The following is a 14,881-nucleotide window of genomic DNA, read 5'->3' on the forward strand; positions in this document are numbered from 1 at the left end:
GCGTCGTACTTCCTCCTCAATTTTTCTCACGAAAGCTCTCCCACCTTTATGAAGACCTTCAAAATTGCACTGCCCCTGGCTCTCGTCACGGTGGTCGGAGTGACGGGATGCACGTCCAACTCAGCGCCAAGCGTCGCGAGTGGATCCGCGGCGGCAGCTGGTTCTGCCATCTCCGTTTCCAGTACAGACACGGCATGCAACCTCTCATCAACCGAGTCCACGAGCGGCACGCTCACGTTCAACGTCAAGAACGAAGGTTCTCAGGTCACCGAGTTCTACCTCGTGGCGAGCGACGGAAACCGCATTGTGGGTGAAGTGGAAAACATTGGACCCGCTTTGTCCCGCCAGCTGACGGTCGTCGCCGGCCCCGGTGAGTACATCGCGCAGTGCAAGCCGGGCATGTCCGGCGACGGGTTGAAGATGAAGTTCACGGTCAAGGCGGGCGCGAGCGGTTCCGCTGACGCCAACCGCGTGACGCTGCAGGAGAAGGCTGTCGCAAACTACCAGTCATACGTAGCTCAAGAAGCGGATGCTCTGGAGGCGGGTACGGAGAAGTTCGCCGCAGCTTTTGCCGCCGGAAAGACTGACGAAGCGAAGGCACTGTACCCCTCCGTGCGCATGCATTGGGAGCGCATTGAGCCGGTGGCAGAGTCCTTTGGTGACTTGGACCCGATTCTCGACGCTCGCGAAGCCGACCTCGAAGCAGGTCAAGAATTCACGGGTTGGCACCGCGCGGAAAAGGACCTGTGGGTGACGGACAAGGCTTACACGAAGCTCACCACGGCTGAGCGTCAACAAATCGCTGATGGCCTGGTAACTAATACCAAAGAGCTCGTGAAGCGCGCCAAGGAAGTCAAGTTCACGGTAGACGCGCTGTCCAACGGTTCTAAGGGCCTCATGGACGAAGTGGCCACGGGCAAGGTGACCGGCGAAGAGGAAGCTTTCTCTCACACGGATATGTGGGATTTCGCGGCAAACGTTGAGGGCGCCAAGAAGGCTTACGAGGATCTTCGGCCACTGCTCAAGGGCACCAACGACGAACTCGATATGACGCTGTCATCGCGATTCGCTGCCCTCGAAAAGCTACTGGCGGGCTACAAAAAGGGAGACGGATACGTCCTCTACACGGAGCTGAGCCAGCCGCAGGTGCAAGAGCTTTCCGCCGCGGTTGACGCGTTGAGCGAGCCACTATCTCAGCTCACAAGCGAAGTAGTGAAGTAGCTCTTGGCAAGTGAATCCGCCGGTGTAGGCCGGCGCAAAGTTTTGTCAGCCCTTGGCGTCGGGGGAGTAGGGCTTGCGGTGGGCGCTGGTGGCGTCTTGGGCGCACAGGCCGCGCAATCCGCGGGGCGGCAGTCCGCGGCGGCTACAGATAGCGTCCCTTTTTACGGCGCGCACCAAGCTGGAATTACGACGGCGGTGCCCGACCGCCTCCACATCGCTGCTTTTGACGTGACTGCAACTACGCGCGAAGAACTGATCTCGATGCTCAAGGAGTGGACGGCTGCGATTGCAGCTATGACAGCTGGGCAAGAAGTGGGTGGTGCGGGGAGTGCCACGGATGGCTCCTACGAAGCACCGCCAGAAGACACTGGCGAGGCTCTGGACCTCGCGGCGAGCCACCTCACGGTGACGGTTGGTTTTGGTCGGTCTCTCTTCGTGGATTCCTCTGGGGCAGACCGTTTTGGACTCAAGGATCACTTGCCTGAAGCGCTCATCGCGATGCCGCACTTCCCGAAAGACGCTTTGGAGCCTGAGCGCTCCGACGGCGACATTGTGGTTCAAGCGTGCGCTGACGACCCGCAAGTGGCTGTCCACGCGATCCGCAACCTCGCGCGCATTGCGTTTGGCACCGCGCGGGTGCGGTGGTCGCAGTTGGGCTTTGGGCGCACCTCGTCCACCTCGACGGCCCAGATCACCCCGCGCAACTTGTTTGGATTCAAGGACGGCACCGCGAACCCTAAGTCTGAGGACGGGGCCGTCATGGATCAGCACGTCTGGGTGCGTGGCGTGTCCGGTGCCTCAGCGTGGATGAACGATGGCACCTACATGGTGACGCGTCGTATCCGTATGACGATTGAGACCTGGGACCGCTCTTCGCTCGCGGAGCAAGAAAAGGTCATTGGCCGCACCAAGAAGACTGGCGCCCCGCTGTCAGGCGGCGAAGAGTTCACGGAACCGAAGTTCGATCTCGCTGGCCGCTCCGGCCCGCTCATCGACGAGAGTTCTCACGTGGCCATGGCGCATCCTTCGCGCAACAATGGCGTGCAGATGCTTCGCCGTGGATTCAACTACACGGATGGCTCTGACAATTTGGGCCGACTGGATGCAGGACTGTTCTTCATCGCGTTCGTGGTGGATCCGCGCACTCATTACGTGCCCATGCAGAATGCCATGGCCAAGAATGACTTGCTGGCCGAATACCTGCGGCACACGGGTTCGGGGCTTTTTGCGATTCCGGGCGGAGTGGCCGATGGCGAGTACATTGGGCAGCGCCTTTTCGAGGCTGTTTAGAACCTCAGCACACATCAAAGAGACCTGTGGGCTAGCTGGTTTCCCAACCGGACCACAGGCCGCTCTGTGTCACTGCGTCACACGCACGTCGATTTAGCGGTAGTTCACAAACTGAAGCGCTGCGTCAGGGAAGTCCTTGAGCATCGCGATGACTTCCTGGAGGTCGTCGCGGGACTTGGAAGAAACTCGGAGTTCGTCGCCCTGGATCTGAGCCTTGACGCCCTTGGGGCCTTCGTCGCGAAGAAGCTTGGTGATCTTCTTGGCTACATCCTGCTCGATGCCTTCCTTGATGGAAGCCTCAATGCGGTATTCCTTGCCGGACGCGAAAGGCTCGCCAGCGTCGAGGGACTTGAGCGAAATGTTGCGCTTGACGAGCTTGGACTGGAAGACGTCCAAAACGGCGTTGACGCGCTCTTCCGAGTTTGCCTTCATGAGGATCTTCTCGCCGGAGAAGTCAACCTCGGCGCCGACACCCTTGAAGTCGTAGCGCTGCGCAATTTCCTTTTGTGCCTGGTTCATTGCGTTGGCAACTTCTTGCTTGTCAACCTTACTGACAACATCAAAACTAGAATCGCTAGCCATGTGAATCTCCTGACAGTCGATGGATTACTTCTGCCTAAGACTATCTATTTTTAGCGCAAAATAGGGGGAGACTGACTGAGAGGGTGGTCATGCGTCGGGACCTGGAGAACTCTCAATTAGATTTCTTCGCCTCACATCTGTAAAGTATCTATTCGTTCCGTAAGGGACGTTCGGCAGATTACCCGAGCGGCCAAAGGGGGCTGACTGTAAATCAGCTGGCAACGCCTACGGGGGTTCGAATCCCTCATCTGCCACCGTTTCATAAGTCGCGACACAGGTCACACCTGAGTCGCGACTTATGTCGTTAAGAGCCCGGCCATCGGCCGGGCTCTTTCATTTCGTTGTGCCAGTAGTTGTGTTGGGGATTGGTGGTGTTGGTCGCGATGATCTCGCCGGTGTCGAGATGGATGATGGGTTATAGGCACAAATGTGTGTACAGGTTTCGGCGTGTCATGGTTGGTTTCTGCCGGCCCAGCCGGTTTGGATGCCGTTTCCGTCTTCCCAGCTGAAGTGGTTGCTGTAGGTTTCTGGGGCTTGCGATTCATCGCTTTCCATTGATGCGTTTTTGGTCCGTTGGGCCGGGTTGAGGTGTTCTGGTTTCACGAGGCTCCAGGGTTGTCTGGGGTGTTCGGTGAGGGATTCGAGGAGCCAGTCCACAGCGGTTCTGGCGTGCTCTTCGGGGAGTCCTCGATGCAGCCGTAAGAGCTCTTTGATCGCTTTGTTCGGTCCGCCTTCTAACGGGGATGTGGTCCGGTGAATTTTCTCGCCGGTGTCTGGTTGCAGGTCAGTGTCTAACCACGTGAATAAGCAGTGTTCTTGGATGAGGCGTCGATACACGTTCCGGGCTCGGCGTAAGCGTTGATGCGTGTACCACCAGTGACTGTTTCTCGAGACGCTTGAGGGGCGTTCCTGACCGGTTTTCGCTTTGGTTCGGTGCTTGAGGAACTCGTCCCATTTCGCCTCCCACGCGGCGTATTCACGCAACCACGCAATGGCTTCGTCTTGGGTGCTGACCTTCATCAAGACCCTCGTCAGGGCTGCGAGTTCTTTACCGGCTGGTAGCCGTGGCTGGAAGGTGAGCTCGCGACGGATGTTCTGGAACACATGAAAATAGCAGCGTTGAACTTTCGACTCCGGCCACGTTTCCTTCAACGCGGCACGTAGCCCGGTACCACCATCAATGATCGCCACCGCCGGTGCCGGGATCCGCTCGAGTAGGACTTGCCAGGCGATCTTTTTCTCTCGATCGCACCATTGCCAATCCACCACGTACTTGCCGTTATAGGCGATCAGCACGCACCACCCGTTGAAATAGGTGCCATCAAGCATGAGCTGATGATGCACTACGCCGGTGGGCACAGGCGGTGGAACCTCAACGCGCCAGCACCACTGAATACGCTTCCGGAAACCACGCGCTGAACCTGCCATGGCTGCCTGCGACTGAGTACCCAGGATCCATGTCAAGAACTGAGTCAGTTCGCTCTTACGAGTGACATCAGATCGTGAACGAACCTGCGAAGCACCACACGACTTGCACCGCCACCGAGCACGACCAGCCGAGGTCTTACCGTTCTTGACCAGAACACAATCACATACACCACAACGTGGCCGATGAGAAGCAACAGGCACCCCATATGCTTTCAAAGCATAAGCAGGACCCTACACGCCTACTCCCACAAGGCAAGCAAGCCTAATCTGTACACACATTCGTGCCTATAACCCTGGATGATGGTCACGCTGGTTTCGTCGATGAGAGCGAGGATTCGTTTGCCGCGGTGGGGTGGCCGCTGAGCCATTGTTTGAGTGTTTGATGGAAGCCCTCGATCACGCCCGGTGTTTGCGGGTGCCTGGGTGAACCGCTTTTCTGGCGGGCTCCTAGCAGCGGTAAGGGGTATTCGAAAGCGTTGCGTCCACCGCCTAAGGGGGCCGTGTAGACGCGTCCGTTATCGGTCAGGGTCGAGGCCGGGATGCCGTGTTGTTCGGTTGCGGCTAGGAATGTTGTGGGGTTCTCCGCATCTGGTGGACACGTGATCTAGCTCATGCTGCTAGCGTTAGCACAGTCCTGTGCTGTTCAGCGCGTTTCTGCTGGCGGCGAAGCTTCCGCTCGAACTCCATCTGATCCGGAATCGGTCCTCGCAGGGTCCTGGATATGCGCGGAGCCTTCTTCACCAAATCGGTGTTCTGCCCGCTGCGCAGTAACACTTGGGGATGGGCCAGCGGTTTGGTGTTGTCTCCAGGCGTAATAGCCTGACTTTGATACCTGAAGCAATGTTGCTGTCCGTGTCAGGGCGAACTCGTTCTTCAATGTGTGCATGAGTTCGAACCGTTCGTCCGATGTTGCTTCGACGCGCAGAGGGAGTTAGTTTTTCCCAGGAAGCGGTTGTCTTCCTGCAGTTCGAAGACTTCTTTGCTCAAGCGTTTGAGATCCTCGCGTTCGGACTCGTCCATCGCTTCGGTCGGGTCACCGTCCGGGCTTCGGCGGGATCGTTCCTTCTTCTCCTAGGTGCCCAGTGTCTGCTCACCGAGGTTCAGTTCCTTGGCTACCGCGCTGATGTTGGGTCCGGTATCGATGCCCAGGCCGGCGGCTTCTCCGTCATATTCCTTGGTGATATTCCTCGGTGAAGGACCTGCGTTGCTTTTCGTGTTGCTCATGAGTGACATCCACTCAAATGCGGGATGGGTGGTCCCGCATGTTCGGGTGCCCACTAATCCAGGCTAACCCCAGATGCATATTCGCCAAACAACCTGGACGAACTTCCTAGCTGCTAGGCAAGTCGTTGATGAGAGTCGCGCTGTTCTTTTTGGAAGGGGCAGCGCGACTCTTCTCCTTTTTGGAAAGAAAGAATCGGGGCAGCGTGGGTTCTTTCCTTTGCGTGGAAGTGAAAGTTGGGGTTGGCTGCCCATAATCTGTTGTCTGAGTTCTTGTTTGTCTCAGTGGGGAGGGTCTTAGCGTGGCTGGGTGTGAGTTTGAGGTTGTGACTGGTCTTGATCGTGGTGCGCAGCTTGAATGGATGCGCTCGTTGAGGCCGAGGACTGTGTTTATCGAGTTGGTTTTTTGCGATGGCGATGATTCTCATCCCTTGGTTGGGCGTCTTTCGGGTTTGAAGCCGAGCCGGCGAGAAGGCGTCGGCGTGCGTCCTGGGTACTCCCGTTCACACCCGGATGCTGTGTTGCTTCGGTATCGCTATGACCGGGAAATCGTTAGGGCTCTTGAAGATCTGGGCGGGTTTTTTAGTTACGTGGCAACTCCGACAGGGGACCAGGTTCATGAAACGGACCTGGGCAATGTTGATGTTGCTTTCCTTGATGCCGGCGGGGATTTCCTTGGCGCGACAGTCACGCATGAAGGGCTGGTTCTAGTGCTTCGAGAAGCTCAACCGTAACCCGACGCGGTTATCGGCTGTTCCGGGCTGAGGGGGAAGTCATATGCAGTTCTAATACATATGCATGATGTTTAAACAGGACCTGATCTTCCATGCTTTGGGTCAGCCGGAAGTTCGACCGTTGATGTTGCGATCGTGGATACCGGTGTGAAACGGGATGCGGAGGCGTTCTGAGGCGATGACATCAAACAGCGAAATGCCTACCCTTCGTCGGGCCATGGAACGATGGTGTTGACAATTTTCCTCGGGGTTAATGACGAATCGCTAGCTCCGGTGCCCAGTGACCGCGGTTCGGTTCATAGTTTCGATACGGGGCCGGATCCAACGGCCGCAGACCTGGCACAAGCTATCAACGATGGAGCCCATACTCGCGAGCTGCATCGGTAACGGTAAGCTGTGGCAACAATCTTGAGCACGATGACGTGATGTTTCGACACCCCCCCAAGTGCGATGTTTGTCGCGACTCAGCAGCGACGTATCAGGTGTGACCTATGTCGTGAATCCAGACACCCCATCTTCCACTGCACAAAGCGAAAGGCGCTGAGCCCAGAAAGGATTCGGAGCCTTTCGCTTTGTGCTTCCACGTTTCGATTCAAGGAACCTGCATGGATCACTTAGTCACGGTTCCCCGTCCGTCGTTTGCCTATGCAGCTTCCAGCGCCTCGTATTCGCGCACGTAGACATCCATGACAAACATGAACGATTCCGGATCTGCGGAGGAAATGACGTCGAAGTGCGTCCACTGCCAGGCAGTAGCCCCGTTGTGGTCATCAGGAGCGCTCGGACACTGGTCCGGGTAAAACCACTTGTCGTTCTTCCAAATCGCGTGGACCTGTCCTTGGACCGTCCCGGACTCGGACGGTTCCTCAAGCGCCCGTGGCACCCGGAGTCGTTCTTGAATGGGGCGGGCAACGCCTACGGCGTAGATCTCGGTGTCAACGACTTCAACAGTCTCAGGAAAGCGGCGCGTGTAGTCGGCGCTTAGGGTGGTGGTGAGGGCTATGGCATCGCGCAAGATGCAGTTTTCAATGACGAGAAGGAGGGTGTAGCGGCCCATGATTGGTCCCATTTCCAGTTTTGGTGGTGGCTATTTTCCGTTCTGCTAAGCGCTTGCTAGTGAATCTAGCCGTTTTCTTCCGTCAGCGGACTCCCGGCAAAAACTCTGTGGATAACTCGTTTCAGGCGCTACCGTTAGTTCATGGCAACCATCAACATCAAAGAATCGACGTTCGAGAAGACCATTACGGACAACGAGATCGTCTTCATCGACTTCTGGGCCGCTTGGTGCGGTCCGTGCCGCAACTTCGCGCCGGTCTATGACAAGGTTTCGGAGAAGCACCCTGATGTCACCTTCGCAAAGGTAGACACGGAGGCGGAGCAGGGCCTCGCAGCGGCCGCTGGCATCACGTCCATCCCAACGCTCATGGCTTTCCGCGATCGCGTGCTGGTGTTCAGCCAGCCTGGGGCACTCCCTGAAGCGAACTTCGAAGAGCTGGTGCAGGCCGTCAAGGGCTTGGATATGGAAGAGGTTCACGCACAGATCGCGGCTCAGCAGCAAGGCTCTGACAAGCAGTAATCGTCAACTCACACCTCCTCGGTAATGTGTTCTGCGTCACGCTATGATTGAGTGAATCAGCACTAACCGAGGAGTTGTGAGAATGGCCGTTCAGGAACTGTCCCACGCTATTGGACCCACGGATATCCCTATCCTGAGCGAGACGATTGGTGCGAATTTCCGTTCGGTTGTCCAGCGTTTTCCTGACTCCATCGCCGTCATTGAAGCGGCCACGGACCGCAGCTTCACCTACCGCGAGGTGGACTACGCTACGGACCAGATCGCCAAGTCGCTGCTCGCCATGGGCTATGAGCGCGGCGATCGACTGGGCATTTGGAGCCCCAATTGCCACGAGTGGACGTTCCTGCAGTACGCCACGGCGAAGGCCGGCGTCATCTTGGTCAACGTCAACCCCGCCTACCGCCAACACGAGCTCAACTTCGTCGTGAGCCAGAACGGCATGCGAGGACTCGTCGTGGCACCTGCCGAGGCAATCGGTGATTACCCCGCCATGGCTCGCGCGGCTCGCGATGAGGCCGCGGGTTTGCAGGATCTCATTTTCTTAACGGACGACGCCGCAGCTCCCGTCCTGAACGACACCTTCGGCGAGCACGAGCTTGCGTGGGCGGATTTTCTCACCTTGGGTGCTGACGTTTCGGACGACGACTTAGCGGCCCGCGCGGCGAGCCTCACGCCAGATGACCCCATCAACTTGCAGTACACCTCTGGCACCACGGGGTTCCCGAAGGGAGCTACGCTCACCCACAAGAACTTGCTCAACAATGGCTTCCATATCGGTGAGCTCTTGTCCTACACCGAGCAGGACCGCGTCGTTCTTCCTGTACCGTTCTTCCACTGCTTCGGCATGGTGATCGGCAACTTGGCGGCGCTTTCGCATGGCTCCGCCACGGTGCTCCCAAGCCGGGCTTTCAAGCCTGATCTCGCTCTCGAAGCGGTACAGAAGTACGGCGGCACCTCGCTTTATGGCGTCCCCACAATGTTCATTGCCGAACTCGCATTGCCGAACTTCGCAGACTACGACCTTTCCACGCTGCGCACCGGCGTCATGGCCGGCTCCACCTGCCCGGTGGAAGTGATGAAGAAGGTCATCTCCGAGATGAACATGTCCGAAGTCGCTATTTGTTACGGCATGACGGAGACCAGCCCGGTGTCCACCATGACGCGCGTGGACGATTCCCTCGAGCGCCGCACCCAGACCGTCGGACGCGTGATGCCGCAGTTGGAAATCAAGGTGGTCAGCGCGGACGGCGAAACGGTTCCTCGTGGCAGCGCCGGCGAGCTCTGCACCAAGGGCTACTCCGTCATGACCGGCTACTGGAACGAACCAAAGAAGACCGCCCAAGCCGTTGACGAAGACGGCTGGATGCACACCGGCGACCTCGCAGCCATGGACGAGGACGGCTACGTGCGCATTGAAGGTCGCATCAAGGACATCGTGATCCGCGGCGGCGAAAACATCTCCCCGCGTGAGATTGAAGAGTTCCTCTACAGCCACCCAGACATCCGCGACGTTCAGGTCATTGGTGTTCCGGACGAGAAATACGGTGAAGAACTCATGGCGTGCATCATCCTGCACGAGGACCGTGAGCCCCTCGACGCCGACGGCATCAAAGCCTTCTGCTCCGGCAAGATCGCGCACTACAAGATCCCACGCTACGTCCAGATCCGTGAGTCTTTCCCGATGACCATCTCTGGCAAGATCCGCAAGGTCGAACTACGCAACGAGGCAGCAGAGGCGCTTCAGCGCGCTCGGTGATCCATCGGGTGTAATCGAGGACCGTAGGACGGGTTCTTGGCGCCGGAAAGTCCCAACATGCGGACGACCCGCTGCCGATGACCCGTCCACGGCTCGAGGAGCTCAAGCATGCCGGCGTCATCCGTGCGGCGGCCGGTCAAGGCTTGGCCTACAAAGTGCGCCAAGTGAAAGTCGCCCACCGAAATGTGGTCGGGGGAGCCGTGCGTGCGCTGAAGTACTTCGGCGGCCGTCCATGCGCCAACGCCCGGAACGGTGCGCATCTTCTCCTCCACCTCATGGGCGTCAGGGTTGTCGGACAATCGGCCCAATCCGGAACCCAGATGAGCGCAACGCAGAATCGCATCTCGGCGCTTGTAATCAACGCGAGCCTTGTGCCATTCCCACGTGGGAACCCGTCGCCAACCAGCAGCCGTCGGCGCAATCTTCATACCGCGAGGAACAGGTCCCGGCGCGGCAGTACCAAAGCGATTCACCAGATAGGCCCACGCGTACCGGGCTTCCATGCCCGTGACTTTCTGCTCCAAAATGGCGGGCACTAACGCATCAAACACGCGGCCGGTCGCTGGAAAGCGGATGCCGGGGTGGCGGCGTCGTGCTTCGGTCACCAGCCGGGGCAGAGTCTCCACGAAAGCCGGATCATCGAACGCAGCCCAATCGTCGTGCGCTCCCACCAATCGCGGAAGTGAGTCCGCCACGGCCTCCGCAGCCGAACTCCACACGGCAAACTCCACTGGCGCCCCAGCGGAGAGGTGACGTACGCGCACGGCTGAAGCTGCGCCGTCGTACTGGAAGCAAAGCCAGGCCTCGCCGGTGCTGACGCGCACGGTGGGGTCATTGGCCCCGCGCTGCAGCACGCCGAGGGAGCGCGCAAGATCAAAGGGCCCGCAAGGATCCCAATGCGTGATCAAGGGCGCCGAAAAACTCATCCCACTATCCTCCCACCCGCACATGACAAATAGGTCATGAAGCTTAGGCGAGGGCGGCGCGCGCCGAGTAGAGTTTGCCAAATGAAGTACGCGAATTCCGTCCTGGATCTCATTGGAAAAACTCCCCTCGTCAAGCTCAACAAGGTCACTGATGGCGTCAAAGCCACCGTCCTCGTCAAGCTCGAATACTTGAATCCGGGCGGATCGGTCAAAGACCGCATCGCGCTCAAGATGATTGAAGAAGCGGAAAAGCAGGGGCACCTCAAGCCCGGCGGAACCGTGGTTGAACCGACCTCCGGCAACACTGGCGTAGGCCTGGCGCTTGTAGCGCAAATGAAGGGTTACAAGACGATCTTCGTGACGCCTGACAAGGTGGGCGAAGAAAAGCGTGACGTGCTGCGCGCATACGGCGCTGACGTCGTGGTCACCCCGACTGCCGTCGCCCCTGATTCCCCGGAGTCCTACTACGGCGTCTCTGACCGTTTGGTTTCCGAGATCGAAGGCGCGTACAAGCCGGACCAGTTCTCCAACCCGGCCGCGCCGAATAGCCACTTCGAAACCACCGGTCCAGAGATTTGGGACGACACCGAAGGCCAGGTCACGCACTTCGTGGCAGGCGCGGGCACGGGCGGAACCATCACCGGCACCGGCCGCTACTTGCGCGACATCTCGGCAGACCGCGCTTCGGGCCGCGTGCAGATCATCGCCGCAGACCCAGAAGGCTCCGTTTACTCCGGTGGCACGGGCCGTCCGTACTTCGTTGAAGGCGTGGGCGAGGACATGTGGCCGGATAACTATGACAAGAACGTGCCGGATGAGGTCATCGCGGTCTCGGACAACGACGCCTTCGCCATGACCCGCCGTTTGGCCCGCGAAGAGGGACTCCTCGTGGGTGGCTCTTCAGGTATGGCCGTGGTGGCAGCTTTGCAGGCCGCCCGCGATCTGCCCGAATCCGCCGTTGTGGTGGTGCTCTTGCCGGACTCCGGCCGTGGCTACCTCGGAAAGATCTTCAACGATGCCTGGATGACCGAGCGCGGATTCATTTCCCCTGAGGTCTCCGGCGCCCGCGTGCAGGACGTGCTGTCTTTAGACACCGCCACCGTCCCTCACGTGCGGTTGGAAGCAACCCTCGGCGACGCTTTGCAGCGCATCACCGAGTCCGGCCTGCCTACCTTGCCTGTGGTCTCGCACGAGCCACCGGTCATGTTGGGTGAATTGCGCGGCTCCATTTCCGCTGCGGGAATTCAGAAGGCGTACGACGACGGAGCTCAAGCAAGTGCCCCACTTGCGGACTTTGTGGGCGGCCCATTGCCACTCGCCGGCGCATACCAGGGTGTAGAAACTGTGAACGTTCCGGAAGCTGCCGACGTGGTGTTGGTAGCTAAGGACGGTGTGGTTGCCGGCGTTGTGACGAAGACTTCGCTTGTGACGAATAGTGGCGATGTAGCTAGCCAAAAGGCAGGGGAGTGAGCGTAGCCTAGGAGGCATGTCTGCTTCTGAATCTTCGTTGACTTCTGAGAACAACGCTAAGGGCGGTTTCAACACCCGAGCCGTGCACGCCGGTCAGGCGTTTGAACCGCGCACGGGTGCTGTGATTCCGCCGGTGCATTTCAGCACCACGTACGCGCAAGATGGAATTGGTGGCCTGCGGGACGGCTATGAGTACGGCCGCGGCACCAATCCCACGCGCGATGCACTTCAAGAGCAGCTTGCCGCCCTCGAAGGTGGCAAGCATGCTTTCTCCTTCTCCTCGGGACTCGCCGCGGAAGATTCGCTGATCCGCGCGCTCACGCGTCCGGGCGATCACATTGTGTTGGGCAACGACGCCTACGGCGGCACCTACCGACTCATCAGCCGCGTCCTGGGCGAATGGGGCATCACCAACAAGCCAGTTGATATGGCTGATCTGGACGCCGTGAAGGCCGCTGTCGCCGACGGCAAGACCCGCATCTTGTGGGTGGAAACCCCGTCCAACCCGATGATGAAGATCTCCGACCTCGCGGCGCTCGCAGAAATCGCGCACGCTGCTGGCGCGCTCTTCGTCGTGGACAACACTTTCGCCACGCCTTACCTGCAGCAGCCGCTGTCCTTCGGCGCCGACGTTGTAGTGCACTCCACCACCAAGTACATCGGCGGCCACTCGGACGTAGTGGGCGGCGCTGTCATTGTGAACGACGACGAGCTTGCCGAGAAGATCGGCTTTGTGCAGTTCGCCGTTGGCGCTGTGTCCGGACCGATGGATGCGTTCTTGACCACGCGTGGCCTCAAGACTTTGGGTGTGCGCATGGACCGCCACTCGACGAATGGTCAGGCTGTTGCCGAGTTCTTGCTGCAGCGCCCTGAGGTTTCTCACGTGCTGTACCCGGGCTTGAAGGATCACCCAGGCCACGAGCTCGCCGCGAAGCAAATGAAGTCCTTCGGCGGCGTCGTTTCCTTCCGTCTGAAGGGCGGCGAGGCTGCGGCACGTAAGTTTGCCGAGTCGCTTCGCTTGTTCACACTCGCGGAGTCCTTGGGCGGCATTGAGTCCCTCGTGAACTACCCGTCAGAAATGACGCACGCTTCCGTGAAGGGCACCGAGCTGGCCGTGCCAGTGGATCTCTTGCGTTTGTCCGTGGGTATTGAGGAGGAGCAGGATCTTCTTGCTGACCTCGATCAAGCTTTCGGAGCGCTCTAGACCGTCAGAAATCAACTGATCAGAGAACTAGGAGTGCCGAGGCTTTGAAAGCCCAGCGTTCCTAGCGACGAGCCCGTGCCGCCTTTTCCGCTTTTCGAGCGGCTTTGCGCTTGGCACGGGCTTCGTCTGTCTGTGGCTTGAAAAACTGAATGCTCTGCGGGAGCCACAGCAAGACGACGCCGACCAGCAGTGCAATGGCAACAGGAAGCAAGCGCGGGCCACGGAACAACAACGGCATTCCGCCAATCAGCCCAAACGTGGTGAGCATGAGCCGGCCCTGTAGCTGGCCGCGCCACAAGCGCCAGGAGCCAATCAGCAAGATGATGGCCAGTACCGAGAGCAATAGTCCCAGGCCCAGGAAGCCCACGGGGCTCATGGTGCCTGCGAAGTCAGAGTTCAGGAACGCGGCAACGGCGAATGCCGCGCACACAATACACACCGCGAGCCACCAGCCCACGGCAACGCGCAAAACTGTAGGCAGGGGAGCGCGCCCGCTCTTCGTCGTGGAAGCGGCGGTAGCGGAGGGACTGTTGGTCTTTGGACTGCGTGGCACACCTCCAGCGTAGTCACTACCGCGCGCCAAACTTTTCATAGACTACGTAGATGGTTGAATCTTCTGCTCCCCGCATCACGCACGTTTGCCGAGTTTTCCAGCTCTTGCCGGATCGCGGCGTCGTAGGCGTGACCGCTATTGATAAGCGTCCGGTGGACGGCAAGGTCAAGGTGGGCCCGTTGGGTCTGTACGCGGATGTGCAGGCGGACCGCGCGCATCACGGCGGCGAGGAGCAAGCCGTATATGCCTTCGCGAATGAAGATGTCACGGTGTGGGAAGAGGAGCTCGGCCGCGAGATTGCGCCCGGTGAGTTCGGCGAAAACCTGCGCACTGAAGGAATCGATACTTCGAATTCGGTGATCGGAACGCGGTGGACCATTGGCTCAGCGGAGTTCGAGGTCACCATCCCGCGGGTTCCCTGCTCCACGTTTGCCCGCCGCATGGGTGAAGACAAGTGGGTGCAACGCTTCACCGAGAACGGGAACACGGGCACGTATTTGCGGGTCGTTCGCAAGGGCAGCATTCAGGCCGACGATGAAATTTCTGTGACCTCGGTGCCCTCTCACGGAGTGACCGTAAAAGACTTGTTTACCGGGCCTACACGCGAGCAAGCGCAGGCTTTGTTAGACGCCGAACGAGCGGGGGAGGTGCAACTCACACCCAAAGTAGTGCGCGAGATCAATCGCGTGATGTAGTATAGAGTGTTCGCCGATTTCCGGAATTCCCCTCTTTCTGCCCAGTATCTGAGGCAGAAGTCATGTGCGTGTGTATAGCGCCGGTCAATAATGAGTGAAGACTTCACACAAGAGTGAAGCGCCTGCGATGAAATATTCATAGGGGGAGCTGCCGGAGACGTGGTGTTTTTGTCCCATGTGAGCCGTAAAAACGCGGCCTTCGCCCCCTATTTGTGAGGTTGAAAC

At 58.9% G+C, this 14,881-nt stretch carries 13 protein-coding genes, 1 tRNA gene and 2 pseudogenes; 9 read left to right on the forward strand and 7 right to left on the reverse strand.

The genetic code is table 11. The features are described from left to right. The first annotated feature begins 48 nt into the window (after nt 1-48). Together efeO and efeB are read left to right on the forward strand one after the other, a co-directional pair. On the forward strand, nt 49-1,221 hold the full coding sequence (efeO, locus tag BKA12_RS00330; protein ID WP_183639787.1) for an iron uptake system protein EfeO: 1,173 nt from the start codon (nt 49-51) through the stop codon (nt 1,219-1,221). A 3-nt stretch (nt 1,222-1,224) separates the two neighbouring features. Next, nucleotides 1,225-2,511, forward strand: coding sequence for an iron uptake transporter deferrochelatase/peroxidase subunit (efeB, locus tag BKA12_RS00335; RefSeq protein ID WP_183639789.1), 1,287 nt, complete (start codon nt 1,225-1,227; stop codon nt 2,509-2,511). A 93-nt stretch (nt 2,512-2,604) separates the two neighbouring features. Here efeB and BKA12_RS00340 read toward each other — a convergent pair whose 3' ends face one another. Further along, the gene (locus tag BKA12_RS00340; RefSeq protein ID WP_183639792.1) at nt 2,605-3,093 is read right to left on the reverse strand and encodes a YajQ family cyclic di-GMP-binding protein; all 489 of its coding nucleotides are present in this window, start codon (nt 3,091-3,093) and stop codon (nt 2,605-2,607) included. Between the two features lie 172 nt (nt 3,094-3,265). Here BKA12_RS00340 and BKA12_RS00345 point away from each other — a divergent pair. Next, a tRNA-Tyr gene (locus tag BKA12_RS00345) sits at nt 3,266-3,347 on the forward strand. A gap of 196 nt (nt 3,348-3,543) precedes the next feature. Here the strand turns inward: BKA12_RS00345 and BKA12_RS00350 are convergent. The 3 genes and pseudogenes from BKA12_RS00350 to BKA12_RS00360 form a co-directional block, all read right to left on the reverse strand. Beyond that, entirely contained in the window at nt 3,544-4,722 is a 1,179-nt protein-coding gene (locus BKA12_RS00350; RefSeq protein ID WP_183639794.1) for an IS1249 family transposase, read from the reverse strand. Nucleotides 4,723-4,864: 142 nt separating this feature from the next. Next, nucleotides 4,865-5,089: pseudogene (locus tag BKA12_RS12315) on the reverse strand (IS481 family transposase); the annotation flags it as partial. 186 nt (nt 5,090-5,275) lie between these two features. Further along, nucleotides 5,276-5,758: pseudogene (locus tag BKA12_RS00360) on the reverse strand (IS3 family transposase); the annotation flags it as partial. A gap of 310 nt (nt 5,759-6,068) precedes the next feature. Here BKA12_RS00360 and BKA12_RS00365 point away from each other — a divergent pair. Then, nucleotides 6,069-6,476 carry a hypothetical protein gene (locus BKA12_RS00365; protein ID WP_183639796.1) on the forward strand — a complete coding sequence of 136 codons (408 nt, stop codon included), beginning with the start codon at nt 6,069-6,071 and terminating at the stop codon, nt 6,474-6,476. Nucleotides 6,477-7,119: 643 nt separating this feature from the next. Here the strand turns inward: BKA12_RS00365 and BKA12_RS00370 are convergent. Further along, the gene (locus BKA12_RS00370; RefSeq protein WP_183639798.1) at nt 7,120-7,545 is read right to left on the reverse strand and encodes a hypothetical protein; all 426 of its coding nucleotides are present in this window, start codon (nt 7,543-7,545) and stop codon (nt 7,120-7,122) included. A gap of 129 nt (nt 7,546-7,674) precedes the next feature. Between BKA12_RS00370 and trxA the strand changes: the two genes are divergently transcribed. Next, nucleotides 7,675-8,052, forward strand: coding sequence for a thioredoxin (trxA, locus tag BKA12_RS00375; RefSeq protein WP_071894917.1), 378 nt, complete (start codon nt 7,675-7,677; stop codon nt 8,050-8,052). Nucleotides 8,053-8,134: 82 nt separating this feature from the next. Then, on the forward strand, nt 8,135-9,808 hold the full coding sequence (locus tag BKA12_RS00380) for an AMP-binding protein (protein WP_183639800.1): 1,674 nt from the start codon (nt 8,135-8,137) through the stop codon (nt 9,806-9,808). Here BKA12_RS00380 and BKA12_RS00385 read toward each other — a convergent pair. Then, the gene (locus BKA12_RS00385; protein WP_246361578.1) at nt 9,793-10,734 is read right to left on the reverse strand and encodes a DNA-3-methyladenine glycosylase family protein; all 942 of its coding nucleotides are present in this window, start codon (nt 10,732-10,734) and stop codon (nt 9,793-9,795) included. The two genes, BKA12_RS00380 and BKA12_RS00385, sit on opposite strands and share 16 nt — an antisense overlap. A gap of 81 nt (nt 10,735-10,815) precedes the next feature. Here BKA12_RS00385 and BKA12_RS00390 point away from each other — a divergent pair, with 81 nt between their 5' ends. After that, a complete protein-coding gene (locus BKA12_RS00390) occupies nt 10,816-12,204 on the forward strand; it encodes a cystathionine beta-synthase (RefSeq protein WP_183639804.1) in 1,389 nt (462 codons plus the stop codon). A gap of 16 nt (nt 12,205-12,220) precedes the next feature. Next, a complete protein-coding gene (locus tag BKA12_RS00395) occupies nt 12,221-13,408 on the forward strand; it encodes a cystathionine gamma-synthase (protein WP_183639806.1) in 1,188 nt (395 codons plus the stop codon). Between the two features lie 61 nt (nt 13,409-13,469). Here BKA12_RS00395 and BKA12_RS00400 read toward each other — a convergent pair whose 3' ends face one another. After that, a complete protein-coding gene (locus tag BKA12_RS00400; protein ID WP_183639808.1) occupies nt 13,470-13,961 on the reverse strand; it encodes a hypothetical protein in 492 nt (163 codons plus the stop codon). Nucleotides 13,962-14,011: 50 nt separating this feature from the next. Here BKA12_RS00400 and BKA12_RS00405 point away from each other — a divergent pair, with 50 nt between their 5' ends. Continuing rightward, a complete protein-coding gene (locus BKA12_RS00405) occupies nt 14,012-14,656 on the forward strand; it encodes an MOSC domain-containing protein (protein ID WP_183639810.1) in 645 nt (214 codons plus the stop codon). Nucleotides 14,657-14,881 lie beyond the last annotated feature (225 nt).

The organism is Neomicrococcus lactis, from assembly GCF_014200305.1.
Lineage (GTDB): Bacteria > Actinomycetota > Actinomycetes > Actinomycetales > Micrococcaceae > Neomicrococcus > Neomicrococcus lactis.

What these genes read in the sequence shown, in the direction of transcription:
- BKA12_RS00380 (WP_183639800.1), top strand. Translation starts at nt 8,135, where the DNA reads ATGGCCGTTCAGGAACTGTCCCACGCTATTGGACCCACGGATATCCCT.
- efeO (WP_183639787.1), top strand. Translation starts at nt 49, where the DNA reads ATGAAGACCTTCAAAATTGCACTGCCCCTGGCTCTCGTCACGGTGGTC.
- BKA12_RS00395 (WP_183639806.1), top strand. Translation starts at nt 12,221, where the DNA reads ATGTCTGCTTCTGAATCTTCGTTGACTTCTGAGAACAACGCTAAGGGC.
- BKA12_RS00340 (WP_183639792.1), bottom strand. Translation starts at nt 3,093, where the DNA reads ATGGCTAGCGATTCTAGTTTTGATGTTGTCAGTAAGGTTGACAAGCAA.
- trxA (WP_071894917.1), top strand. Translation starts at nt 7,675, where the DNA reads ATGGCAACCATCAACATCAAAGAATCGACGTTCGAGAAGACCATTACG.
- BKA12_RS00385 (WP_246361578.1), bottom strand. Translation starts at nt 10,734, where the DNA reads ATGAGTTTTTCGGCGCCCTTGATCACGCATTGGGATCCTTGCGGGCCC.
- BKA12_RS00405 (WP_183639810.1), top strand. Translation starts at nt 14,012, where the DNA reads ATGGTTGAATCTTCTGCTCCCCGCATCACGCACGTTTGCCGAGTTTTC.
- BKA12_RS00390 (WP_183639804.1), top strand. Translation starts at nt 10,816, where the DNA reads ATGAAGTACGCGAATTCCGTCCTGGATCTCATTGGAAAAACTCCCCTC.
- BKA12_RS00370 (WP_183639798.1), bottom strand. Translation starts at nt 7,545, where the DNA reads ATGGGACCAATCATGGGCCGCTACACCCTCCTTCTCGTCATTGAAAAC.